Here is a 24,204-nt window from a genome sequence, read left to right as displayed (position 1 = left end):
CGTTCGCACCGGGACCCGCGGGTCGCTCTAGGAAGCGGCCCCCAGATCCCGGTGCCCGCGCGCGGACCCGCCGCGGTTGCGCTGCTTGTCGGCGTACATGGCCCGGTCGGCGCGCTCCCACGCCTCGGCCAGGCCCCCGCCGGGGGCACGCACACCCACCCCGGCCGACGCCGCGATGCCGCGGGCGCGCAGCGCGGTGAGCACCCGCCGCACCACATCCTCGGCCTGCGCGCCCGAGGTGGCGGGGAGCAGGACGCCGAACTCGTCCCCGCCCAGCCGGGCCGGCACGTCCTGCTCGCGCAGGTGGGCGCTCAGCACCTCGGCGGTGCGGCGCAGCAGGTCGTCGCCGGCGGCGTGGCCGAGGGTGTCGTTGGCCAGCTTCAAGCCGTCCAGGTCGACGACGGCCACGCAGGCCGGGGTGCGCGCTCGCCGATCCGCCTCCTCCAGCAGCCGCTGCCAGCCCCGCCGGTTCGCCAGCCCGGTCAGCGCGTCGGTCTCGGCCTCGCGCAACGCCTCGCCGGCCGCGCGGTGCAGCCGCGCGGCGAGCTGCTCGCGCTGCAGCAGCGCGCTCAACAACGTGCCCACCAGCTGCAGCAGGGGGGCGTGCCGGGTCAGCGAGGCGTCCCGCACGGCGGGGTCCAGCCCGCAGACGGTGCCGAACAGGCGCCCGTCGGCACCCAGCAGCGGAACGGCCACGTAGGAGCCGATCGGCAGCAGCCGGCTCACCCCGGCCCCGGCGTAGGCGGGCACCGCCATCGCGTCCGGGGCGATGGCCGGTGCGCCGGCGAGCATCCGCTTGCAGAACGACGCGTCCCAGTCGTGCCCGTCGCCGGGCCGCGTCCCGTACACCTCGTCGCGCACGTGCACGGACACCTGGCGGTGCCCGTCGTAGCGGGTGATGGCCCAGAAGCCCATGGGCACCGTCTCCTGCAGGTGGTCCAGCACCGCCCCGCACGCCTGCCCGAACGTCACCGCCCCGCCCAGCAGCGCGCCCAGTCCCGGCGGCGTGCGCCCGGCCGGCGCGAGCGGGGCCGTGAGGACCGGCGCGGCGCCGGGGTGCTGCGGCGCCGGTGGTTCGCCGTCCGCGTCCAGCTCGCACCACAGGGTGGTTCCCCGGCCGTCGTCGCCGGCGTCCACGCCGTGGCGGTCGGACAGGGCGACGATCAGCGCCCACCGCCACGCGCCCGCACGACCCGGTGCGCCGGCGCGCTCGCGGGAGCGGTCCGAGCCGTCGTGGACGACCAGGCGCACCGTCGTGGCGGTGACGGCGACGCGCAGCAGGACCCGCGCGCCGGGGGCGGCCGGGTGCTGCAGCACGAGGTCGCCGACGAGCTCGGTGACCACCTGCTCGGCGCGCTCGCGCAGCGCCTCGTCCAGGCCGGGGACGTGCCGGCGCACGTACCGGCGCGCGCGCGGGGCGCTGTCGGCGCGTGCGGGCAGCTCGACCGAGACGTCCACGTGCACGCCCGTCGCGTCCAGTGCGGTCACTGTTCCCGCCGATGTCTGTTCATCACCATTTCAACTACGAAGTGTAGCTCCGCGTGACCGAGCGTCCTTTCCGGCCACGACCCGCGCAGCTCGGCCCTGCGGTGCACCGAGCGGGCGCGCCGAACCGTTCCTCCCTACTGTCGAGGCGTCGGCACCACCGGTCCGTGGAGGCGCCGGGACGTCGAGGAGGTGCGGTCGTGCGGTCGCGAGGGCTCAGCCGGTGCGGCGCGACGGGCTGCCCCGGGGGCTCCCGGTGAGACCCGCCACCGCGCTGCGCGTCGTCCACCAGCCGATCGTGGACCTGCGCACCCGTGAGGTCGTCGCCGTCGAGGGCCTGGTCCGCGGCACCCGGCGGACCGGTCCACCGGGGGGCGCCGACGCCGCCGACGTCCCTCCCCAGGAGCTCTTCGCCGCCGCCCGCGCCCAGGGCGCGGACGCCCTCGTGCGGCTGGACGAGGCGTGCGTCCGCGCGACCCTGGGCACCGCCGCCGGGCTCGCGCACCCGGCGACCCTGTTCGTCAACGTCGAGCCCGTCACCCTGGCCCGGCTCTCGCGCCCGGTGCTCGCCGAGCTCGCCGCCCTGCTCCCGCCCCACGTGCGGGTGGTGGTGGAGGTGACCGAGCGCGAGCTGCTCCGGCAACCGGCGCAGCTGCTGGCCGGGGTGGGACGGGTGCGGGAGGTGGGCTGGGCGGTGGCCCTCGACGACGTCGGTGCCGAGCCGGCCGCGCTGGCGCTGATGCCGTTCCTGCAGCCGGAGGTCATCAAGCTGGACCTGGAGCTGGTGCGCACCCGGCCGACGCTGCAGGTCGCGGCCATCGTCAACGCCGTCAACGCCCAGGCCGAGCGGACCGGCGCCCGCGTCCTGGCCGAGGGCATCGAGACGCAGGAGCACCTGCAGCGCGCCCTCGGCCTGGGGGCCGTGCTGGGGCAGGGCTGGCACTTCGGGCGTCCCGGCCCGCTGCCCGGGCGGTGGGGCACCCCCCTGCGGGTGGCGGCCGCGGCGCCCGGGACCGTCGAGAGCGGTGCCACCGCCTTCGGCCTGCTGGCCGGCACCGCTCCCGTCCAGCGCGCGGGCGTGGCGCTGCTGTCGGCCGTGACCCGGCAGGTCGAGCGCCAGGCGATGCTCCTGGACGAGATGACGGTCGTGCTGGCCTGCTTCCAGGACGTGGCGGCGCTGAGCGCGGGGACGCTGCGCCGCTACGAGGCGCTGGCGGCGACGACGGGCCTGACCGTCGTCCTCGGCCCGGGCGTGAGCACCAGCCCGGGCACCGGCGTGCACGGAGCCCCGCTGCACCCCGAGGACCCCCAGGCGCGCGAGTGGGTCGTCACCGTCGTCTCGCCCCACTTCGCCGCCGCCGTCGCCGCCCGCGACACCGCCCCCGCCGTCCGGGGCACGCCCCGGGTCCTGGAGTACGTGCTCACCTACGACCGCGAACGGGTGGTCGCCGCGGCCGGGCTGCTCATGACCCGGGTGGACGCCGGGCCCCGCCCCGTGACCGCCCGTCCCGGCCCACCGGTCGTCGCGGGCGGTGGGGTCGCGGCGCAGGTCGCCCCGCACGAGCTGCCCGACCTGCTGATCCGCGCGATCGCCACCGCGCAGAACGGCATCACCATCGCCGACGCCCGGTTGCCGGACACGCCCCTGGTGCACGTCAACGCCGCGTTCGAGCGCCTCACCGGGTACGCCGCCCACGAGGTGCTGGGGCGCAACTGCCGCTTCCTCCAGGGGCCGGGCACGGACCGGGACCAGGTGGCGGTGATCGCCCGGCGGTTGCGGGCCGGGCGCCCGGTGCGGGTCACGCTGCTGAACCACCGTCGCGACGGCAGCACCTTCTGGAACGAGGTCAGCATCAGCCCCGTCACGGCGCCGGACGGCACCGTCACCCACTTCATCGGCAACCAGGTCGACGTCAGCGACCACGTCGAGCGCCGGCACCGCGCCGGACCCGCGGCGCACCACGACCCCCTGACCGGGCTGGCGGGCAGGGCGCGCGCCCTGGAGCACCTGGACCTCGCACTGCGCCACCGGGCGCGCGGCGCCGCGGACCTGGCCGTGGTCCTCGTCGACCTGGAGGGGTTCGGCGCCGTCAACGACAGGCTCGGCCGCGCCGGCGGGGACCACGTCCTGATCGCCGCGTCCCAGCGACTGCGCTCGCTGCTGCGCGACGGCGACCTGCTGGCGCGCGTGGGCGGTGACGAGTTCCTCCTCGTGCTGCCCGGCCTGCCGCCCGGCGAGGACGCCGTGCAGCGGGTGCTGCGGGACCTGCACGGCGCGCTGAGCGGTCCCGTGCAGGTCGACGGGAGCGCCGTCGACCTGCGGGCCGGCACCGGGTGCGCCACGGCGCCCCGCGACGCCGGCGACGCCGCCACCCTCGTGGACCTGGCGCACTCGCGCGTGGTGCGCGGTGCGGGCAGGCGCGGGGACTGACCCGTGCGCCGGGCCGCCGGTTCAGGCCCCGGCAGCCGCCCGCACCGCCGCGGGCAGCACCCGCAGCACCTCCTCGACGTCCTGGGCGGTCGTCCCCGGGCCCATCGAGAAGCGCACCGCGGTGCGCGCGGCGTCGGCGTCCAGGCCGGTGGCCAGCAGCACGTGGGAGGCGTCCTCCGAGCCGGCCGAGCACGCCGACCCGCTGGAGCACACCACCCCGGCCGCCTCCAGCTCCGCCAGCACCGTCTCCCCGCCCACGCCGGGGAAGCAGAACGAGGCGTGGTGCGCCAGGCGCTGCACCGGGTGGCCGGTCAGCCGGGCGCCGGCCACCGCGGCCAGGACCCCGCTGACCAGCCGGTCGCGCAACGCGCCCAGCCGTGCGGTCTCCTCCTCGCGCGCCGCCTCGGCCAGGCCCAGGGCGACGGCGGTGCCGACGGCGCCGGCCACGTCCACGGTCCCGGAGCGGCGGCCGAGCTCCTGCCCGCCGCCGTGCATCAGGGGTTCCAGCGGCACCGAGCCGCGCACGAACAGCGCCCCGCACCCGCGCAGGCCGCCGAACTTGTGCGCCGACAGGGACAGGGCGTCCACGCCCAGCGCGTCCACGTCCAGGCTCAGGTGACCGGCGGCCTGCACGGCGTCGGTGTGCAGCGGCACGCCGTGCGCGCGGCAGAGGCGGGAGACCTCCGCCAGCGGCTGCACGGTGCCGATCTCGTTGTTCGCGAGCATCACCGACACCAGCGCGGTGCCGTCGTCGACCAGGCGCTCCAGCTGCTCCAGGTCCACGACGCCGAACTCGTCGACCCCCACCTCGTCGACGCGGAAACCCTGACGGGCCAGCGCCCGGGCGGTCTCCAGCACCGCCGGGTGCTCGATCGCCGAGACCACCACGTGCCGTCCGCGCGGGGCCGCGGTGGCGATGCCGGTGACGGCGAGGTTGTCGGCCTCGGTGCCGCCGCCGGTGAGCACGACCTCCCCGGGCCGGCAGCCGAGGACCTGCGCGATGCCGGCGCGGGCGGAGTCCAGGCCGGACTTCGCGGCACGGCCGGCCTCGTGCGCGCTGGAGGGGTTGCCGGTGACCTGCGTCAGGTACGGCCAGACGGCCTCCAGCACCTCCCGGCGCGGCGGGGAGGTGGCGGCGTGGTCCAGGTAGATCACGGCGCCACCCCCGCGGCGACCGCGACGTCCAGGCCGAGGTCCAGCGTGCGGGCGTTCTGCGTCAGCGCGCCCACCGAGACCAGGTCCACGCCCGTGGCGGCGATGGCCGCGACGGTGTCCAGCCGCACCCCTCCGCTGGCCTCGACCAGGGCGCGCGAGCCGGCGCGGACCCGCCGCACGCCCTCGGCGAGGTCGGCCGGGGAGAAGTTGTCCAGCAGCACCACGTCGACGTCGGCGGCCAGCACCGCCTCCAGCTGGTCCAGGCGGTCCACCTCCACCTCGATGCTCGTGGTGTGCGGGACCCGCTCGCGCACCCGGCGCAGGGCGGTCGTCACGTCCACGCCCTCGGCGAGCAGCACGGCCAGGTGGTTGTCCTTGACCAGGACCGCGTCCGACAGCGACCAGCGGTGGTTGCGCCCGCCGCCGGCGCGCACCGCGGCGCGCTCCAGCACCCGCAGGCCGGGGGTGGTCTTGCGGGTGTCCACCACGCGCGCGCCGGTCCCGGCGACGGCGGCGACGAACTGCGCGGTGAGGGTGGCGATCCCGGACAGGTGCTGCAGCAGGTTCAGGGCGACGCGCTCGGCGCGCAGCACGCCGCGGGCGGTGCCGCTGACGCGCCCCAGCACGTCACCGGCGGCGAACCGGGTGCCGTCCGCGGAGAACTCGCAGCGCAGCAGCGCACCACCGCTGAGGGCGGCGGCCTGCTCGAAAGCAGCGAGGGCGCAGGCGGTGCCGGCCAGCACGCCGGCTTCGCGGGCGCGCAGCTCGGCGTGCGCGACGGCACCGGGCGGCAGCAGGGCCTCGCTGGTGACGTCCCCCCAGGGAGCGTCCTCGGCGAGGGCGGCGGCGACGACCGCCGCGGGGTCTGACGGGTGGTTCACGCGGTCCTCCGCAGGGTGCGACGGCGCGGTGCGCCGGGGGTCTCGGGGTGGTCCTGGCGGTGGTGCGCGCCGAGGCTCTCCGCGCGCAGCGTCGCCGCCGTCACGAGCAGGCGGGCCACCAGCAGCAGGTTGGCGTCCTCGTGGGCGCGGCGGTCCGCGCCGGGCGCGTCCGCCAGGTCCAGGGGGTGCTCCTCGGGCGTGAGCAGCTTCGCGGCGACCTGCAGGCCGACCGCGTCGCGGAACAGCCCGGCGTGCTCCCACACCGCCGCCCGCAGGTCGCGGCGGGCCACGTGCGAGGCGGGCAGGCCGGCCCCGCCGGGCAGTTCCACCACCTCGTCGGCGGCGAACGGCGGCGGTGCGGCGTCCGCCCCGGCGCCGACCGCCGCGACGTCGGCGGCCACCCGGGAACCGGTGACCAGCGCTTCCAGCAGGGAGTTCGACGCCAGCCGGTTCGCGCCGTGCACGCCCGTGCACGCGACCTCCCCGGCCGCCCACAGCCCCGGCACCCCCGTGCGGCCGCGGGCGTCCGTGCGCACCCCGCCCATCAGGTAGTGCGCGGCGGGGGTCACGGGCACCGGTTCGCGGTCCGGGTCGATCCCGGCCGCCGCGCAGAGCGCGGCGATCCCGGGGAAGCGCCCGGCGAAACCCCGCGCGGTGCGCGCGCGCAGCCCGGTGGCGTCCAGCAGGGCCGGGCTCCCGCCGTGCGCGGCCACCGCCCGGGCCGTGGCGCGGGCCACGACGTCGCGGGGGGCGAGTTCCGCGCGCGGGTCGATCGCTGGCATGAACCGGTGCCCGGCCGCGTCGAGCAGCACCGCGCCGTCACCGCGCACGGCCTCCGAGACGAGGAACGGCTCGCCGACGGCCGCGACCGTGGGGTGGAACTGCACCATCTCCAGGTCCGCCAGGCCGGCGCCCGCGCGCCACGCGGCGGCCAGGCCGTCACCGGTCGCGACGGCGGGGTTCGTGGTGCGGCTGAACAACTGCCCCGCCCCGCCGGTGGCGAGCACCACCGCGCCCGCTTCGACCCGGTGCGGCACGTCCGCACCGCGGGCGTCGCGCAGCAGCAGGTCCGCGCCCACCACCCGGCCGCCGCGCACCACCAGGCCGGCGAGGAACGCCTCCTCGTGCACGGCGACGCCGCTGCGGCGCACGGCCGCGGCGAGCGCCGCCGTCACCGCCGCACCGGTGCGGTCCCCGCCGGCGTGCAGGATCCGCGGCCGCGAGTGCGCCGCCTCCAGGCCGAGGGAGAAGCCCCCGCCGGCGTCGCGGTCGAACTGCGCCCCGCGCCCCAGGAGCGCGCGCAGCGCCGCCGGCCCCGCCGCGCACACCGCCTGCACCGCACCCGGGTCGCACAGCCCGGCGCCGGCGGCCAGGGTGTCGGCCACGTGCGCGGCGACGTCGTCCGCGTCCGCGGCCACGGCGATGCCGCCCTGCGCCCACCGACTGCTGCCGTCGCCGAGGCTCGTCTTGGTCGCCAGCACGACCGACCCCGAGCGTGCGGCGTCCAGCGCCGCGGTCATCCCCGCGATGCCGGCACCGACGACGAGGACGTCGCAGGAGGTGACCGCGGGGCTCACGGCCGGACGGCCAGCATGCGCTCCAGCGCGGTGCGGGCGTCTGCCGCCACCTGCGCCGGGACGCTCACCCGGTTCACGACCTCGCCGCGCACCAGCGACTCCAGCACCCACGCGAGGTAGGCGGGGTGGATGCGGTACATCGTCGAGCACGGGCACACCACCGGGTCCAGGCAGGTGATGGTGAGGTCCGGGCGGGTGTCGGCCAGGCGGCGCACCATGTTGACCTCGGTGCCGATCGCGAACGCCGTGCCGGCGGGCGCCGCGTCCACGACCCGCTGGATGTACTGCGTGGAACCGCTCTCGTCGGCGGCGTCGACGACCTCCACCGGGCACTCCGGGTGCACCACGACCCGCACGTCCGGGTTCGCGGCGCGGGCCGCCTCGATCTGCTCCACCGTGAACCGCTGGTGCACCGAGCACCAGCCCCGCCACAGCACCACGCGGGCGCCGGTCAGCGCCTCGGGGGAGTTCCCGCCGCGCGGTTTGCGCGGGTCCCACAGCGGCATCGCCTCCAGCGGCACGCCCATCGCCTTGGCGGTGTTGCGCCCCAGGTGCTGGTCGGGGAAGAACAGCACCCGCTGCGCGCGCTCGAACGCCCACTCCAGCACCTCGCGGGCGTTGGAGGAGGTGCAGACGATCCCGCCGTGCGCGCCGCAGAAGGCCTTCAGCGCGGCGGCGGAGTTCATGTAGGTGACGGGCAGCACCGGAACCCTGCCGTCGGCGTCGGGTTCGCTGCCGTACAGCGCGGTGAGCTGCTCCCAGCAGGCGTTCACCGCGTCGATGTCGGCCATGTCGGCCATCGAGCACCCCGCCGCCAGGTTCGGCAGGATCACCGGCTGCTCGTCCGTGGTGAGCAGGTCGGCGGTCTCGGCCATGAAGTGCACGCCGCAGAACACCACCGACTCCGCCTCGGGGTGGCGCTGGGACTGCTGCGCCAGCTGGAAGGAGTCGCCGACGAAGTCCGCGTACCGCACGATCTCGTCGCGCTGGTAGGCGTGCCCGAGGATCGTCACCCGGCTGCCCAGTTCCGCCTTCGCGGCGCGGATGCGCCGGTCCAGCTCCTCCGGGCCGAGCAGCCGGTACTCGGCCGGGATCTGCTGCTGCACCGGTGTGGTGGCCGGGGCGGGGTCCTGCCGGGAGGCGCCCGCGCCGTACGTCGGCGCGGGCAGCGGCAGGCCGGGGACCGCGTCGAACTGCCAGGGGCCGCTGGGCAGGTCGGGGTCGCACGTCTCGTCGCCCGCGCCCTGCGGGGCGCGGGCGAGCAGGGCGATCTGCGTGGGGACGGACGCCATGGCGAGCTCTCTCTCGGGTTCGGCTCCCGCCGGGAGGGGAGCCGGCGGACGGGTGGGAAGGGTTTCAGGCCAGGGGGCCGGCGGTCTGCAGCGGACCGGCCGAACCCTCCGGGAGGACGGCCCGGTACAGCTTCGGCGGGCGGTGCCGCCCGCCGGTCTGCCGCTCCCCGGTGGGCACGATGGTTCCGGAGTGCTCCACCTGGCGGCGGAAGTTCGCCGGGTCCAGGGCGCGCTGCAGGATCGCCTCGTGCACCTCTCGCAGTTCCGCGAGGGAGAACCGCTCGGGCAGCAGGTGCAGCGCGACGTGGGCGTGCTGCACCTTGGTCCGCAACCGCCACAGGGCGTACCGGACGATCTCGTCGTGGTCGAAGGCCAGGCCGGTGCAGTCGTCGGCCGCGGTCCAGCGCACGTTCTCGCCCTCGACGGCCGCGGCCGCCAGGTGGCTGCGCACCAGCGCGGAGTAGACCACCGAGACCACGCGCCGGCCGGGCGAGCGGTCGGGCCGGCCGAACGTGTACAGCTGCTCCAGGTAGCTGGGGCGCAGGCCGGTGGTCTCGGCCAGGGTGCGCCGGCCCGCGTCGCTGAGGCTCTCGTCGTGGCGGACCCACCCGCCCGGCAGCGCCCACTGCCCGCCGAACGGGTCGCGCGTCCGCCGCACCAGGGGCAGGTGCACCCGCAGGTCCCCGCCGCGGTCGGGCAGCAGGGCGAAGATCACCGTGGAGACGGCGACGAGGATCGCCTGCTCGGACCGCACCACCGGAACCCCGCCACCCTCCGCGCGCACCCGGTCCGCCGCGGCGGGAGTAAGGGTGGTTCTGACATCAACTGCGGGGGAGAGTAGGGCAGGGCCGTGCGGGCTGGCAAGCGTCCTCTGCTCGGGGCGCCGTAGCTCGGTGCCGTGGTCGGGGGCCGTGTCCGGGTGCCGGGGCGTGCTGGTGCCCGGGCTCTCCGCCCGCTGCCGGGAGCACCGTCCCGCCGGTGCGCTGCGGGCGGGCTCCGGACGCCCGGGCACCAGCACGCCCCGGCACCCTCCGTCCTCACCCGCGCACGGGGTTCCGCGGCCTGCTGACCGGGTGCTCGATCCGCGGAGAGCCGGCCGGAGCACCCGCCGGCACCCGCCACCCGGCCACCGCGCAGCCGCACCGTGGTGGGACAACCGCCTCGTCGGTCCGCACCCGGGGCCCGCGCTCGCCCACGGCGAAACCGGGGTGACAACTCCCGGGGGGCGGACGTACCGTCGAGGTACACGGGAGAGGAGGTGGTCCGGTACATGAGTTCTCATCGGACGCGTGAGGTGGCTGCCCGCTAGCAGCCGCGCGATGGACGCGGACCGCTCTGGTCGCCCCGCGCGGCGCGGCGAAACCACGGCAGTCACCGGGTCCCCGGGCGCCGGCCAGTCCAGCCGGCCCTCTCCCCGCCGAGCGGGGGAGGAAGCGCCCGGGGGCCTTTCCGCGCCCGGCTCCCGCCGCAGGCGCCGTGGTGGCCTCGGCGCACCACCTACCCTCGTCGGGTGAACCCCCTCCCCGCCCGCCGGCGCTGGCTGGTGGACACCACCCCGCTGCGCGAGAGCCCCGCGTTCCGCCGGCTGTGGGTCGGGCAGTCCCTGGCCGGGATCGGCACCCAGCTCACCGTCGTCACCGTCGGCCTGCAGGCGTACGCCCTGACGTCCTCGACCTTCGCCGTGGGGCTGGTGGGCGTCTTCGCGCTCGTGCCGCTGGTCGCGCTGGGCCTGTACGGCGGTGCCCTCGTCGACGTGCACGACCGCCGCCGGGTGGCGCTGGCCGCCTCGGTGGCGCTGTGGGTCCTCTCCCTCGCGTTCGCCGCCCAGGCGTGGCTGGAGGTCGGTTCCCTGCACCTGCTCTACGGCCTCGTGGCGCTGCAGAGCGCCGCGTTCGCCGTGGGCAACCCCGCCCGCTCCGCGATCGTGCCCGGCCTGGTGCCCGCCGCGCACCTGCCGGCCGCCAACGCCCTGTCCGGGACGACCGGCGCCATCGCCCTGACCGTCGGCCCGCTGCTGGCCGGTGTCCTCGTCGACGCCGGCGGGTTCCGCGTCGCGTACACCGTGGACGCCGTCACCTTCGTGGCCGCGCTGGCCGGGGTGTGGGGGCTGCCGCCGATGCCGCCGGCGCGCGCCGCCGCGCCGCGCCGCGCGGGTGTGCGCTCGGTCCTGGAGGGCGTGCGCTTCCTGGGCACCCGGCCGAACGTGCGCATGACGTTCCTGGTGGACCTGTGCGCCATGGTCCTGGCCATGCCCCGCGTGCTGTACCCGGCGATCGGCGCCGTGGACCTGGGCGGGGGAGCGCGCACCGTGGGGGTCCTCGGGGCGGGTTTCGCCGCCGGTTCGGTGCTGGCCGGGCTGTTCTCCGGGCCGCTGGGGCAGGTGCGCCGCCAGGGTGCCGTCGTCGTCGGCTGCGTCGCCGTCTACGGCACCGCGGTGGCCGGTTTCGGTGCCGTCCTGGTGGCCGCGCCCGACGGCGCCGGCTGGCGCCTGGGCGCCTGCACCGCGCTGCTGGCCGTCTGCGGTGCCGCTGACGCCGTCAGCTCGATCTTCCGCGGCACGATCCTGCAGGTGGCGACCCCGGACGCGCTGCGCGGCAGGCTGCAGGGCGTGTTCATCGTCGTGGTCGCCGGCGGGCCGCGGCTGGGTGACGTCGTGCTCGGCGGCACCGCCGAGCTCACCGGCGAGGGGGTCGCCGCCCTCGCCGGCGGGCTCGCGTGCGTGGTGGCGGTCCTGGCGCTGGCGCGCGCGCAGCGGGGGTTCACCCGCTACGACGCGCTGCACCCGCAGCCCTGAGCGGGGTGGCTCAGACGGTGCGGACGACCTCCTCCGGCGCCAGGCGCGGACCGCGCGGCCGGAAGCCCGCCGGGTCGGGCACGCCGACGTTCACGACCGCCACGACCGCGTGCTCGCCGTCGGGGAAGAACTCCCGCTCGATGGCCGGTGCGTCGATGCCGGTCATCGGCCCCGCCCCCAGCCCCACCGCCCGCACGCTCAGGATCAGGTAGCCCAGCTGCAGGGCGGTGTTGAACACCGCCGTCCGCTCGCGCAGCGCGTCGTCGGCGAAGACCTCCCGCGCCCGCGGGGCGTGCGGGAGCAGGCGCGGCATCTCCTCGTCGAAGCGGCGGTCGGCGGCCACCACGACGCTCAGCGGTGCCGCTCTGGTCTTGTCCCCGTTGCCGCCGCTCATCATCGTCGCGAGCCTCTCGCGCGCGGCGGGGGAACGCACCAGCAGCAGCCGCATCGGCTGGGTGTTCATGCTGGTCGGCGGGTGCTTCACGAGCTCCACGATCGCGGCCACCTGCTCGTCGGTGACGGGCTCGTCCGTGAACCGGTGCGCGGTGCGCGCGCCGGTGAACAGCTGCTCCAGCGCGGCCGGGTCGAGGACGGGGCGTGGGCCGGGGACGGCGGGCGTGCTCACGGGGCTCCTCAGCTCTCCTCGGGTCGGGGTGCCACCACCGTCGCACGCGCTCCGCCGGGCCGGTGGACCGGTGCGTGCGGGCACGCCGATGACGGATGATGGGCGCCGTGAGCGACCTCATCGACACCACCGAGATGTACCTCAAGACGGTCTTCGAGCTCGAGGAGGAGGGCATCGTGCCGATGCGCGCCCGCATCGCCGAGCGCCTGCACCACTCCGGCCCCACCGTCTCCCAGACGGTGGCGCGCATGGAGCGCGACGGGCTGCTGCACGTCGGCACCGACCGCCGCCTGGAGCTCACCGACACCGGCCGCACCAAGGCGATGCGCGTCATGCGCAAGCACCGGCTCACCGAGCGGCTGCTCACCGACGTCATCGGGCTGGAGTGGTCGCTGGTGCACGAGGAGGCGTGCCGCTGGGAGCACGTCATCTCCGAGGAGGTCGAGAAGCGCCTCGTCGACATCCTCGACCACCCCCACTCCTCCCCGTACGGCAACCCGATCCCCGGGCTGGAGGAGCTCGGCGAGGTCGCGTCCACCGAGGACTTCCGCACCGGCGTGCAGCCCCTGACGACGGCCGGCGCGGACGGCGCGCCCGTCGTGGTGCGCCGCCTGGGCGAGCCGCTGCAGACCGACGTGGAGCTGCTGGCCCGCTTCGCCGGGGCGGGGCTGCGACCGGGCGCGGAGGTCGTCGTCAAGGCCTCGGCGAGCGGGTACGAGGTGGCCCTGGGGGACGCGGTGCTGGAGCTGAGCACCGCCGAGGCCTCGCACCTGTTCGTGGCCGCGCGGGGCTGAGCGCCGCAGCACGCTCGACGCCGGTTCGTCACGCGACTGCCACGTGGACGTCACCGGGTCGTGACATCGGGGGGCCGGAGGGGTTATGGTCCACCCGCTTCCGTGAACGTTCACGCGGGAGCCCTCGCACGGACGCCGAGCCCTGCCACCGCGTCGAGGTCCCACGCACACGTGTGGCAGGGACGGGGGAACCAATTTCCCGGGCGTGATCCGACGGCCAGCCAGGCCGGGGTGAGCGTCCTTGGGGTGAAGCCGGTGAGAACCGGCCGGGCGATACTCCCGCCCGAACCCGACAGCTCACCTCGCAGGCGTCGGAGAGGCACACCACCTTGACGACTCGCGTCCCGGCGCGCCACCGCGCGCCCGTCCGTCCCCGCACGCCCCTGACCGACCTCGGCGACGCCATCGGCCGCCGTGCCGGTGACGCCGGCCGCGCCGGCGCCGTCGTCGCCGCCGCCGGCGGGCTGCTCGTCACCGTCGCGGTGCCGGCCGGTGCCGCCCCCGCCGCGGCCCCCGCGGCCGTCGGCACGGTGAGCACCGCCGTCAGCGCTGAGCTGACCACCGCCGTCGACTCCGCCTTCGGCACCACCGCCGTCGGCGTGGTCTCCGCACCCGCCACGGCGGGTGTGGTCACCACCCTGGCCGCCTTCAGCACGGTGCCGACCCCCGCGCCGCCGCCCCCGCCGGTGGTCGTGGAGCGCAGCACCCGCAGCGCCGTCGACGCGCCCGTCGTGGAGGCCTCGGTCGACCAGGCCGTCCTCGACGCCGCCCGGGCGGTCCCCGCCGTCCAGGCGGTCGCCCCCGCCCCGGCCCCCGTGGTCGAGGCGCCGCCCGCCCCGGCCCCCGCCCCGTCGCTGGGTCAGCAGATCCTCGCCGTGGCCGACGACTACGCGGGTGTGCCCTACGTGTACGGCGGCACCACCCCGGCCGGCTTCGACTGCTCCGGGTACACGAGCTACGTCCTGCGCCAGGTCGGCATCTCCGTGCCGCGCACCGCCAACGCGCAGCTCGGCGCCAGCGCGCGCATCTCCCGCGGCGAGGCCGTGGCCGGCGACCTGGTCTTCTTCACCGACGGCGGCCGCGCGTACCACGTCGGCATCTACGCCGGCGACGGGATGATGTGGGACGCCCCCCGCAGCGGCAAGCCCGTCCAGCTCCGCTCCGTGTGGAGCGACTCCGCGGTCTTCGGCCGCGTGGCGCCCGTCGCCTGACGACGCCCCCTCAGACCGGGCCCGGCACCTCCTGCGAGGTGCCGGGCCCGTTCCACGTCCGGGTCCGGGTCCGGGTCCGGGCCCGGAGCGCGTTCACGCCCGGGAGGTGGGGTGCTCTCGTCGCCGGGCTCTCCGCCCGCGACCGGGTGCGCACCCCACCCGGGTGCGGAGGGCGGGCTCCGGACGCCCGTCGACGAGAGCACCCCACCTCCCTTCGACCGCACCACCGCGCGGAGCGGGCCTCGGCCCGGCGGCACCGCAGCACCCGCCGACGCCCGCACCCGGGAACCCCACGGAGTCGCACCAGGACGAAACACGTGTCCCAGCGCCCCCGCGCGACGTACAGTGCGGTCACGACGACAGCGGGAGCGGAGGCGAGCGTGTCCAGTCCGACGGCCGTGCAGCGCGCGCGCTCCTCCGCGCCACGTCCGTACCTGCCCCCGATGACAGTGGGGGTGCCCGCGGTGCGCCGGTGCGCGCACGTGCGCCAGCACGTGCATCCCACCGCGCACGTCGTCGCTCCCAGAGGCGTCGTCCCCACCGGGGACGGCGCCTCTCGTCGTCCGTGGAGGTGGTCGTGAGAACCCTCGTGCTGAACGCCGGTTACGAACCGCTCGCGGTGGTGTCCTTCCGCCGGGCGCTCGTCCTCGTCCTCGCCGGGAAGGCGTCGGTGGTGCTGGCCGACGCGGATCCGGTGGTGGGTGCGACGGTGAGCCTGGAACGGCCGTCGGTGATCCTGCTGACCCGCTACGTGCGGGTGCCGCGGGGGTCGGTGGTCCCGGTCAGCCGGCGCGGGGTGCTGCGCCGCGACCACCAGCGCTGCGCCTACTGCCGCGGTCACGCCACCACGGTGGACCACGTGCTGCCGCGCAGCCGCCGCGGGCCGGACACGTGGGAGAACCTCGTGGCCTGCTGCGTGCGCTGCAACAACGCCAAGGGGAACCGGACCCCGGAGGAGATGGGCTGGGCGCTGCCGTTCCGCCCCGGGGCCCCGCGCGGGGCGTCGTGGGCGGTGCGCGGGGCCGAGCAGGCGGACCCCCGCTGGGACGAGTACCTGGCCCAGGCCGCCTGAGCGGTGCCGCCGGCGGGTGCGTGGCCGGCGGGGCGGAAAAGGGGAGGAGGGGCGTCCGGGGGCGCGGATAGCGTCGGCGGGTGCTCACCTCCTCGCAGGCGCCGCCGCAGCGCGCCGTCCCGGACCGCGCGCGCCCCGGCGCGGGCCGGGACGCCCGCAGCCTGACGGCGTCGCGGCTGGCCGGACCGCGCGTGGCGGTGGCGGGAGCGCTGGCCGTGCTGGCCGCGGTGGGGGAGACCCTGGGCACCGTCGTGACCGGGCGCCTGGCGGAGGACCCCCGGCCCGCGCTCGTGGCGGCGCTGGCGGTGCTCCTCGTGGGGGCCGGGGTCCTGGACACCGCCGGGCGCACGGTGTTCGCCACCCGCGTGGGCCGCGCCGAGGGGCGCCTGCGCGCGGACCTGCTGGAGGCGGCCCTGGCCCAGCCGCTGCCGGTGCTGGCGGAGCAGGCCGTCGGGGAGGTCCTCGACCGCGTCGACGACGACCCGCGGCAGCTGGCGCGGCTGCTGCGGGAGACGGGCTGGCACCTGGCGCGCGCCCTGCTGCGCTCGTCGCTGGCGTGGGTGGTGGCGGGGCTGACGTGGTGGCCGGCGTGGATCGCGTTCCCGCTCGTGGCGGCCGCGGCGCTGCTGGTGGCGCGCCCGCTGACGGCGGAGGTCGCCCGCCGCAAGCTCGCCGAGGAGGCCGCCTGGACCGACCACGCCGCCGAGCTGGAGGAGGCGGTCGCCGCCCGCGACGACGTGCGCTCCAGCCTGGGGCGCCCGTACGTGCTGCGCCGCTACGCGCGGGGCTCGGCGGTGGTGCTGCGGGCCGTGCTGGCCACCAACCGGGTCGCGTCCTCGGTGGGGCTGCGCACGGCGCTGGTGCTGTCGCTGCTGCTGGTCTCGCTGGTGCTGGGCGGTGTCGCGCTCGTGCTGCGCGGCGACCTCGGCGTGGCGGACCTGGTCACGACGTGGCTGCTGATGGCCGGTTTCGTCGGGGGCCTCACCCAGGTCAGCGACCGGCTGCCCGAGGTGCAGGCCGGGCTGGGCGCGCTGCAGCGGATCCGGGCGCTGCTGACAGCACCGGCGGAGCCGGCGGGCGGGCTGGAGCTGCCGGCCGGCCCGCTGGCCCTGCGGGTGCGGGCTCTGGACTTCGCCTACCCCGGGGGCGGGTTCGCGCTGCGCGGGGTGGACCTGGAGGTGCCCGCGGGCACGACGTGCGCGCTGGTGGGGCGCAGCGGCTCGGGCAAGTCGACCCTGGCGTCGCTGTTCTCCCGCGCCGTCGAGCCGCCCGCCGGTGCGGTGCTCGTCGGGGGCCGCGACGTGCGCGAGGTGGACCTGCACGCCCTGCGCGGCGCCGTCGGCGTCGTCACCCAGCGCACCGAGCTGCTGGCCGCGACGCTGGCCGAGAACATCACCCTGACCACGGCGGTGCCGCGCGCCGTCGTGGAGGAGGCGGTGGACGCCCTCGGGCTGCGGGAGTGGGTGCGGGCCCTGCCGGACGGGCTGGACACCCCGCTGGGGCCGGGGGGCACGGTCCTGTCGGCCGGTGAGGAGCAGCTGGTCGCCTTCGCGCGGCTGCTGGTGCGCGACGTGCGCGTCGTCGTCCTGGACGAGGCGACGGCCCGCATGGACCCGGTCACCGAGCACCGCGTCACCGCGGCCGCCGAGCGCCTGCTTGCCGGGCGCACCGGGCTGCTCATCGCGCACCGGCTCAGCACCACCCGGCGCGCCGACGCGGTGGCGGTCCTGGACGGCGGCCGGCTGGTGCAGCACGGTCCTCGGGCGCGCCTGGCCGCGGCCCCCGGGCCGTTCGCCGACCTGCTCGCCGCCGCGGGGACCGTGGACCCGCTCGTGGACCCGGACCCGGACCCGGACCCGGACCCGGAGCAGGAGCCGGTCGCGGGACCGGGGCCCGGGCCCGCGGTCCCCGCCGCGCGCCGGCCGCGCCCGGCCGTGCCGGAGCCGTCGCCCCGCCTGGCGCGCACGGTGCTGCGGGCGATCACCCTGCACCGGCGCTGGGGCCTGGTGGGGGCCGTCCTGTTCCTGGCGATGTCGCTGCTCGGTGCCCACGGCGCCGTGACGGGCGCGCTGTGGGGCCACGTGGTGGCCGGCGCGTCCGAGCGGGCGGGCACCGGCAGCGCCGCGGGGGTGTGGCCGGCCGCGCTGGCGGTGTGCGTGGCGCTGCTGGCCGGGCCGTTCGCGCTGTGCGGGGCCCTGCGCGTCTACTTCTCCTGGTGGAACGCGGTGGCGCTGCGGGCCCGCTGCGCGGTCCTGGCCGGGCAGACCCGCCAGCACCGCCTGCCGCGGGTGCCGCCGGGGGAGGTCACGGCCCGGTGCCTGGACTCCGACCGCTTCGTCCTCTACGTCGACCGGTGGGTGGACGTCGTCCTGGGGTGCGTGGTCGTGGTGGTGACCTCGCTGCTGGCCGGCACCGCCGGTGCCGGTGCCGTCGTGGCGGCGGTGATGGCCTGCTCGGCGCTGGTGTCCGTGGCCGGCGCCGGGGTGGCCGGGCGCAGCGCGGCGGGCGCGGGGGACGCGCGCGCCCGCTTCGGCCGCTCCCTCGGCTCGGCGGTGGACGCCGCCCGCACGGTCAAGCTGGCCGCCGCCGCCCCCGCGGTGCTGGCCCACCTGCACCGCGTCGACGACGCCCGGGTGCGCGCCTCGGTGCGCGAGTTCCGGGTGCGGGCGGTGCTGGAGGGCGTGCCCGTCGTGCTCGTGCAGCTGGGGCTGGTCGCCACCTGGTGGCTGCACCTGCGCGGCACCTGGGGCCTGGCCACGGCGCTGCTGGTGTCCACGGCGGTGGCGGGCTCCTCCTACTACGGGCAGGTCGCCGGTGCCGTGGTCACCGAGGCGCCGGTGGCGCGGGAGTGGCTGCGGGCGGTGGCGGCCCTGGCCGGGCGCGCCGACGTGCTGGAACCGCCCGCCGGGGTGGACCTCGTCGCCGGCACCGCCCCGGTGCCGGACCCGGCACCGCGCCGGCCGCTGCGCGAGCTGGAGCTGCGCGGTTTCAGCGCCGTGCACGACGACGGCACCGTGGGCGTCGCGGACGTCGACCTGCGGGTGCGTGCCGGGGAGCTGGTGCTGCTGACGGGCCGGGTCGGCTCGGGCAAGTCGAGCCTGCTGGCGGCGCTGGCCGGGCTCGCCGACCACGAGGGCTCGCTGCGCTGGAACGGTGCGCAGGTGCAGGACCCGCAGGTGTTCCTGCGCCCCGGGCGGGTCTCGTACGTGGCGCAGCTGCCGAGGGTGCTGTCGGGCTCGTTCGCCGGCAACGCCACCCTCGACCACGCCGCGGCGCTGCCGCGGCTGGGGCCCGCGCTGGCCGACGCGCGGCTGGAGCAGGACGTGGCCGCCGCGGGCGGCCCGGACGCGCTGGTGGGGCACCGGGGGGTGCGGCTGTCGGGCGGGCAGGTGCAGCGCCTGGCGCTGGCGCGGGCCCTGGCCGCCGGCGCGGACCTGCTGGTCGCCGACGACGTCTCCTCCGCGCTGGACGCGCGCACCGAGGTGGAGCTGTGGGGGGCGCTGCGCCGCCGGGGGACCACGGTGCTGGGTTCGAGCTCGAAGCGCTCGGCGCTGGCGGCCGCCGACCGCGTCGTCGTCCTCGTGGACGGCCGGGTCGCCGCGAGCGGGCCGTGGTGCGAGCTGGAGCGCGACTGGGGCCACCTGGCCGGCTGAGGGCCACCTGGCCGGCTGAGGGCCGGCCCCCTCCCCGGCGGGGAGGGGGCCGGCCGCTCAGGCCTGCTCGGCCACCAGGGTCACCGGCACGTTGCCGCGGGTGGCCTTGGAGTACGGGCACAGCTCGTGGGTGCGCTCCAGCAGCCGCTGCACCTGCTCGGTGCTCAGGCCCTCCACGCTGGCGCGGATCGTCACGGTGACCGCGTAGCTCTCGCCCTCGGGGCCGAAACCGACCTCCAGGTGCAGGGTCGACGCCGAGGCGTCCACGCCCTGCTCCTTGGCGGCCAGCCCCATCGCGCCCTGGAAGCACGCGCCGTAACCGGCGGCGAAGAGCTGCTCCGGGTTGGTGCCGCCACCGGGGCCGCCGACCTCCTTCGGGGCCTGCAGCACCACGTCCAGGGCGCCGTCGTCGGAGACGGCGCGGCCGCCGCGGCGCCCGCCGGTCGTGGTGACGCGGGCGGTGTAGACGATCTTCTCGGGGGTGTCCGTCATGCCCGCGACGTTAGGTCGATCCCGTCCCGGCCGCACGGGGGAGGAGCGAGGCCGCGGCAGGTGCGAGGCTGTGGCCCGAGCAGACGGTGGACACGACGAGGACGAGGAGCACCCGGTGGGCGACGGCGGCAACCAGAGCAGGGGCGGCAAGCAGAACGCGTCGATCGACGCGGTGCTGCGCGAGGTGCTGCGCCAGGGGCGGCTGGACCCGGGCGCCGAGCGCCTGGCCGCGCAGGGCGTGGAGCGCCTGCGCACCTTCCTCACCGGCGACGCGTCGGTGAACGTCCCCACCCCGGGCCCCGCCGGCGGGGACGGCGCCGCGGTGGACGCCGAGGTCGTCGAGGACGTGCCGCTCGACGCGGCGGTGGCGGACCCGGCCGCGGGCGCCGGCCTGCTGCGGCACACCATCCCGCTGCGCGACGGCGGCCGCGCCGAGGTGGCCGTCCCCGAGCGCCTCACGCGCGCCGACGCCCGCCGCATCGCCGCGGTGCTCGACGCGCTCGCCCTGGACGACGAGGAGGTGCCCGGCGCGTGAGCACGCAGCGCGACGTGGAGGTCGTCGGCACCGTCCGCCTGGGGCAGTTCCTCAAGCTGGCCGGTGCCGTGGGGTCCGGCGGCGAGGCGCGCGAGGTCCTCACCGCCGGGGAGGTCAGCGTCAACGGCGAGGTCGACGACCGCCGCGGCCGCCAGCTCGCCGACGGGGACGTGGTGGAGCTGGGCGGGCAGGAGTGGCGGGTCCTGGTCAGCTGACCCCCGTGCAGGCCGCCGGTCCGCCCCGGCTCAGGCCCCGCCCAGCGCGTCGATCGCGGCGACCTGCTCGCCGGTCAGCTCGAAGCCGAGGACGTCGAGGTTGGCGGCCATCCGCTCGCGGTCGGCGGACTTGGGGATGACCACCACGCCGTGCTGCAGGTGCCAGCGCACCACGACCTGCCGGGTGCTGACCCCGTGCGCCGCGGCCGCCTCCACGAGCGGGGCCGCGTCCAGGTCGGTGGCCTTGAACGGGCTGTAGCCCTCCAGCACGACGCCGCGCTCGGCGTGCGCGCGCAGCAGGTCCGCGTCGTGCAGCGCCGGGCCCCACCGGACCTGGTTCACGGCCGGGGCGACACCGGTCGCGGCGATCAGCTCGTCGATCTGCGCGACGCTGTAGTTGCTGACGCCGATCGCGCGCACCAGGCCCTGCTCGCGGGCCTCGACGAACCGCTCCCACGTGTCCGGGCGGGCGAGCCCGCCGGGCGGCCAGTGCACCAGCCACAGGTCCAGCACGTCCAGGCCCGTCAGGCGCAGGCTCTCACGCACCACCTCGCGCTCGCTGCCGGCCTGGTTCTGGCGCAGCTTGGTGGTGACGAACACCTCGGAGCGGTCCAGGCCGCTGCCGCGCACGGCGGCACCGACCTCGGCCTCGTTGCCGTACATGGTGGCGGTGTCCACGAGGCGGTAGCCGAGCTCCAGCGCCTCGCGGACCGCGCGGTGGGCGGTCTCGCCGGTGGCCTGCCAGGTGCCCAGGCCGATCAGCGGCATCTCGATCCCCCCGCCGGCGGCGGTGATCGTCGTGGTGGGGCTCAGCGGCAGGGGCACGGTTCTCTCCGTCACGTCGTCGGGTCGGCAGTGCTCGTCGGATCGGCGGTGCGCTCACGCACCGTCGGCGACCGTACGGGCGGCGGCGCCCGCGTGCCCGGCCGGATGCGGCACCGCGCCAGTCGTGCCAGGTTGATGCGCGAGGACAGCGGACCCCACCACGAGGAGGAGCGAACGATGTTCGAGCGACTGAACAGCCCCGAGCAGATCTTCAGCTACAAGCTGGGGGCGGCGCTGACCATGGAGCGGGACACCCTGGAGATGCTCGGCGACCTCGAGGACGCCGCACAGCGCCCGGAGCTGAAGCAGCTGCTGCGCGAGCACGCCGCGGAGACCCGCGTGCAGATCGAGACCATCGAGCAGTGCTTCGCCCTGCTGGGCGAGGAGGTCGACGACTCCCCGTGCCCGGTGACGAAGGCGCTGGCGGCCGAGGCCAAGGCCAACCTGAAGAAGACCGACGACTCCCTCGTCGACGCGGTCATCCTCGCCGGCGCCCTGGAGACCGAGTACCACGAGCAGGCCGTCTACGAGACCCTCGTGATCCACGCCCGCGCCCGCGGCGCGGAGCGGGTCGCGGTCCTGCTGGAGTCCAACCTGAACGTCGAGCAGGGTGCCGGGGCGCGGGTCAAGGCCCTCACCCAGCAGATCGCCACCACGGGCGTGGCCACCACCCCCGCGAACGAGGGCATGGGTGGCGTCGCCAAGGCGGGCCTGGCGGCCGGGGTGGCCGCCACGGTCGGCGCGGCGGCGGCCGCGGCCTCCAAGGTGGCCGAGAACAAGGGCAAGGAGCAGGCGCGCGAGGCGGCCGAGGAGTCCCTGCGCACCCAGCCGGCCACCACGTCCACCACCACGACGGCCACCACGCCCGCCACCACCGGGGGCCTGGCCGAGGGCGAGGAGCTCAACGACGACGCGCTGCAGGACCGCACCGCGCACAGCGAGGCGCGCCCCGCCGTGGACGAGGAGCGGCCCGGCGCCAACCTCTGACGGCGCACGAGCGATGAGGAGGACCGCACCCGCCGGGTGCGGTCCTCCTGCGCGTTCCCGGGCGTGCGGGGTGGAGCGGGTCGCGGCGGCGCCCCCGGCAGGATTCGAACCTGCGACCGTCGGATTAGAAGTCCGGTGCTCTATCCACTGAGCTACGGAGGCCAGCGAGGGCACCCTACCCACGGCGGAGCGCGCCCGCCGCCGTCTCGACTAGCCTGGCCCCGTGCCGGAATTCATCTACGTCATGTCGAAGGCGCGCAAGGCGCACGGGGACAAGGTCATCCTGGACGACGTCTCCATCTCCTTCTACCCCGGGGCCAAGATCGGGGTGGTCGGCCCCAACGGCGCCGGCAAGTCGAGCGTCCTGAAGATCATGGCCGGTCTGGACCAGCCCTCCAACGGCGAGGCGCGGCTGGCGCCGGGCTTCAGCGTGGGCATGCTCATGCAGGAGCCGAAGCTGGACGAGTCCAAGACCGTCCTGGAGAACGTCCAGGACGGCCTGGGCGAGCTCAAGGTGAAGATGGACCGCTACAACGCGATCGCCGAGGAGATGGCGACGAACTACACCGACGAGCTCATGGCCGAGATGGGCGAGCTGCAGGAGGTCCTCGACCACGCCAACGCGTGGGACATGGACTCCCAGCTCGAGCAGGCCATGGACGCGCTGCGCTGCCCGCCGGGCGACGCCGACGTCTCGGTGCTCTCCGGCGGCGAGAAGCGCCGCGTGGCGCTGTGCAAGCTGCTGCTGGAGCAGCCGGACCTGCTGCTGCTGGACGAGCCCACCAACCACCTGGACGCGGAGTCCGTGACGTGGCTGGAGCAGCACCTGGCGAAGTACCCCGGCGCCGTCCTGGCCGTCACCCACGACCGCTACTTCCTCGACAACGTCGCCCAGTGGATCCTCGAGCTGGACCGCGGCCGCGCCTACCCGTACGAGGGCAACTACTCCACCTACCTGGAGAAGAAGGCTGCCCGCCTGGACGTGCAGGGCAAGAAGGACGCCAAGCTGCAGAAGCGGCTGAAGGACGAGCTGGAGTGGGTCCGCTCCAACGCCAAGGGCCGCCAGACGAAGTCCAAGGCCCGCCTGGCGCGCTACGAGGAGATGGCCGCCGAGGCCGAGCGCACCCGCAAGCTCGACTTCGAGGAGATCCAGATCCCCGCCGGCCCGCGCCTGGGCAGCACGGTCATCGAGGCGAGGAACCTCAAGAAGGGCTTCGGCGAGCGGACCCTCATCGACGGGCTGTCCTTCTCCTTGCCGCGCAACGGCATCGTCGGCGTCATCGGTCCCAACGGCGTCGGCAAGACCACGCTGTTCAAGACGATCGTCGGTCTGGAACCGCTCGACGGCGGCGAGCTGAAGATCGGCGACACCGTCAAGCTGTCCTACGTGGACCAGTCCCGCGGCGGCCTGGACGAGAAGAAGACGCTGTGGGAGGTCGTCTCCGACGGCCTGGACTTCATCCAGGTCGGCAACCAGGAGATGCCCTCGCGCGCGTACGTCTCCGCGTTCGGGTTCAAGGGCCCGGACCAGCAGAAGCCCTCCGGCGTGCTCTCCGGCGGTGAGCGCAACCGCCTGAACCTCGCGCTGACGCTCAAGGAGGGCGGCAACGTCCTGCTGCTGGACGAGCCCACCAACGACCTGGACGTCGAGACCCTCGGCTCGCTGGAGAACGCCCTGCTGGAGTTCCCCGGCTGCGCCGTGGTCGTCAGCCACGACCGCTGGTTCCTGGACCGCGTCGCCACCCACATCCTCGCGTACGAGGGCACCGAGGAGAACCCGGCGAACTGGTACTGGTTCGAGGGCAACTTCGCCGGCTACGAGGCCAACAAGGTCGAGCGCCTCGGCCCGGACGCCGCCCGCCCGCACCGCGTGACGTACCGCAAGCTCACCCGCGACTGACGCTCGCGCGACGGAGCCCGCACCACCACCGGTGGTGCGGGCTCTGCTGCGTCCGGCCGGTGCCGGCCTCGCCGTGTGCGGCGGGTGTCAGTTCCGCCGCCGCTGCGCGTGGCGGCTGAGGACGCGGTCGGCCCAGGCGGCTGCGGCCGCGATCCGCCGCGACCCGCAGCAGTGCCGCGGGGTGCACGGCGGGTGGTGCCGGTGGTGGCGGTGGTGCTGCAGGACGTGCATCGCGGTGACCATGACCTGCCTCCTCAGGAGCTCCGTCGCTCTGTGATGC

At 76.5% G+C, this 24,204-nt stretch carries 20 protein-coding genes, 1 tRNA gene and 1 riboswitch; of the genes, 10 read left to right on the top strand and 11 right to left on the bottom strand.

The window, feature by feature from the left end; all coding sequences use genetic code 11:
- Positions 1-27: 27 nt before the first annotated feature.
- Positions 28-1,488, bottom strand: coding sequence for a diguanylate cyclase domain-containing protein (locus tag ACRYR9_RS04290; protein ID WP_432492875.1), 1,461 nt, complete (start codon positions 1,486-1,488; stop codon positions 28-30).
- Positions 1,489-1,741: 253 nt separating this feature from the next.
- On the opposite strand from ACRYR9_RS04290, the gene ACRYR9_RS04285 reads away from it, so the two are divergent.
- Positions 1,742-3,916 (top strand): EAL domain-containing protein, encoded by a 2,175-nt coding sequence (locus ACRYR9_RS04285; protein WP_432492877.1) that lies wholly within the window; start codon positions 1,742-1,744, stop codon positions 3,914-3,916.
- A 21-nt stretch (positions 3,917-3,937) separates the two neighbouring features.
- Here ACRYR9_RS04285 and ACRYR9_RS04280 read toward each other — a convergent pair whose 3' ends face one another.
- The 5 genes from ACRYR9_RS04280 to ACRYR9_RS04260 form a co-directional block, all read right to left on the bottom strand.
- Positions 3,938-5,071, bottom strand: coding sequence for a cysteine desulfurase family protein (locus ACRYR9_RS04280; protein WP_432492879.1), 1,134 nt, complete (start codon positions 5,069-5,071; stop codon positions 3,938-3,940).
- Entirely contained in the window at positions 5,068-5,952 is an 885-nt protein-coding gene (gene nadC / locus ACRYR9_RS04275; RefSeq protein ID WP_432492881.1) for a carboxylating nicotinate-nucleotide diphosphorylase, read from the bottom strand. The genes ACRYR9_RS04280 and nadC overlap by 4 nt, the downstream gene beginning before the upstream one ends.
- Positions 5,949-7,529, bottom strand: coding sequence for an L-aspartate oxidase (gene nadB, locus ACRYR9_RS04270; protein ID WP_432492883.1), 1,581 nt, complete (start codon positions 7,527-7,529; stop codon positions 5,949-5,951). Before nadB ends, nadC begins: the two co-directional genes overlap by 4 nt.
- Positions 7,526-8,821, bottom strand: coding sequence for a quinolinate synthase NadA (gene nadA, locus ACRYR9_RS04265; protein ID WP_432492885.1), 1,296 nt, complete (start codon positions 8,819-8,821; stop codon positions 7,526-7,528). Before nadA ends, nadB begins: the two co-directional genes overlap by 4 nt.
- Positions 8,822-8,885: 64 nt before the next feature.
- A complete protein-coding gene (locus tag ACRYR9_RS04260; protein ID WP_432492887.1) occupies positions 8,886-9,578 on the bottom strand; it encodes an NUDIX hydrolase in 693 nt (230 codons plus the stop codon).
- A 753-nt stretch (positions 9,579-10,331) separates the two neighbouring features.
- On the opposite strand from ACRYR9_RS04260, the gene ACRYR9_RS04255 reads away from it, so the two are divergent.
- Entirely contained in the window at positions 10,332-11,615 is a 1,284-nt protein-coding gene (locus ACRYR9_RS04255; RefSeq protein ID WP_432492889.1) for an MFS transporter, read from the top strand.
- A gap of 10 nt (positions 11,616-11,625) precedes the next feature.
- Here the strand turns inward: ACRYR9_RS04255 and ACRYR9_RS04250 are convergent, their stop codons facing one another.
- Positions 11,626-12,240, bottom strand: coding sequence for a malonic semialdehyde reductase (locus ACRYR9_RS04250; protein ID WP_432492891.1), 615 nt, complete (start codon positions 12,238-12,240; stop codon positions 11,626-11,628).
- A gap of 107 nt (positions 12,241-12,347) precedes the next feature.
- Between ACRYR9_RS04250 and ACRYR9_RS04245 the strand changes: the two genes are divergently transcribed.
- The 4 genes from ACRYR9_RS04245 (at position 12,348) to ACRYR9_RS04230 (ending at position 18,970) form a co-directional block, all read left to right on the top strand.
- On the top strand, positions 12,348-13,034 hold the full coding sequence (locus ACRYR9_RS04245) for a metal-dependent transcriptional regulator (RefSeq protein WP_432492893.1): 687 nt from the start codon (positions 12,348-12,350) through the stop codon (positions 13,032-13,034).
- Between the two features lie 154 nt (positions 13,035-13,188).
- A riboswitch (cyclic di-AMP (ydaO/yuaA leader) is annotated at positions 13,189-13,358 on the top strand.
- Positions 13,359-13,363: 5 nt separating this feature from the next.
- Positions 13,364-14,245 carry a C40 family peptidase gene (locus ACRYR9_RS04240; protein ID WP_432492895.1) on the top strand — a complete coding sequence of 294 codons (882 nt, stop codon included), beginning with the start codon at positions 13,364-13,366 and terminating at the stop codon, positions 14,243-14,245.
- 577 nt (positions 14,246-14,822) lie between these two features.
- The gene (locus ACRYR9_RS04235) at positions 14,823-15,317 is read left to right on the top strand and encodes an HNH endonuclease (protein ID WP_432492897.1); all 495 of its coding nucleotides are present in this window, start codon (positions 14,823-14,825) and stop codon (positions 15,315-15,317) included.
- 80 nt (positions 15,318-15,397) lie between these two features.
- Positions 15,398-18,970 (top strand): ATP-binding cassette domain-containing protein, encoded by a 3,573-nt coding sequence (locus tag ACRYR9_RS04230; protein ID WP_432492899.1) that lies wholly within the window; start codon positions 15,398-15,400, stop codon positions 18,968-18,970.
- 57 nt (positions 18,971-19,027) lie between these two features.
- On the opposite strand, the gene ACRYR9_RS04225 is transcribed toward ACRYR9_RS04230, so the two are convergent.
- Positions 19,028-19,462, bottom strand: a complete 435-nt coding sequence (locus tag ACRYR9_RS04225) for an Ohr family peroxiredoxin (protein ID WP_432492901.1) — start codon at positions 19,460-19,462, stop codon at positions 19,028-19,030.
- A 70-nt stretch (positions 19,463-19,532) separates the two neighbouring features.
- Between ACRYR9_RS04225 and ACRYR9_RS04220 the strand changes: the two genes are divergently transcribed.
- Complete coding sequence (locus ACRYR9_RS04220) at positions 19,533-19,997, top strand: hypothetical protein (protein ID WP_432492903.1); 465 nt, start codon at positions 19,533-19,535, stop codon at positions 19,995-19,997.
- Positions 19,994-20,212: an RNA-binding S4 domain-containing protein gene (locus tag ACRYR9_RS04215; protein ID WP_432492905.1), complete on the top strand. Its 219-nt coding sequence runs from the start codon at positions 19,994-19,996 to the stop codon at positions 20,210-20,212. The genes ACRYR9_RS04220 and ACRYR9_RS04215 overlap by 4 nt, the downstream gene beginning before the upstream one ends.
- A gap of 30 nt (positions 20,213-20,242) precedes the next feature.
- Here ACRYR9_RS04215 and ACRYR9_RS04210 read toward each other — a convergent pair whose 3' ends face one another.
- Positions 20,243-20,980, bottom strand: a complete 738-nt coding sequence (locus ACRYR9_RS04210; RefSeq protein WP_432492935.1) for an aldo/keto reductase — start codon at positions 20,978-20,980, stop codon at positions 20,243-20,245.
- Positions 20,981-21,214: 234 nt separating this feature from the next.
- On the opposite strand from ACRYR9_RS04210, the gene ACRYR9_RS04205 reads away from it, so the two are divergent.
- A complete protein-coding gene (locus tag ACRYR9_RS04205) occupies positions 21,215-22,024 on the top strand; it encodes a DUF892 family protein (protein ID WP_432492907.1) in 810 nt (269 codons plus the stop codon).
- Between the two features lie 89 nt (positions 22,025-22,113).
- Here ACRYR9_RS04205 and ACRYR9_RS04200 read toward each other — a convergent pair.
- Positions 22,114-22,186 (bottom strand) — tRNA-Arg (locus ACRYR9_RS04200).
- 61 nt (positions 22,187-22,247) lie between these two features.
- Here ACRYR9_RS04200 and ettA point away from each other — a divergent pair.
- Positions 22,248-23,924, top strand: coding sequence for an energy-dependent translational throttle protein EttA (gene ettA / locus ACRYR9_RS04195; RefSeq protein ID WP_432492909.1), 1,677 nt, complete (start codon positions 22,248-22,250; stop codon positions 23,922-23,924).
- Positions 23,925-24,011: 87 nt separating this feature from the next.
- On the opposite strand, the gene ACRYR9_RS04190 is transcribed toward ettA, so the two are convergent.
- On the bottom strand, positions 24,012-24,167 hold the full coding sequence (locus ACRYR9_RS04190; protein ID WP_432492911.1) for a hypothetical protein: 156 nt from the start codon (positions 24,165-24,167) through the stop codon (positions 24,012-24,014).
- Positions 24,168-24,204: the final 37 nt, after the last annotated feature.

Source organism: Kineococcus auxinigenes (assembly GCF_050871525.1).
GTDB lineage: Bacteria > Actinomycetota > Actinomycetes > Actinomycetales > Kineococcaceae > Kineococcus.
The sequence above is the reverse complement of the archived record's forward strand: the minus strand, read 5'-3'. Positions and strand labels throughout refer to the sequence as shown.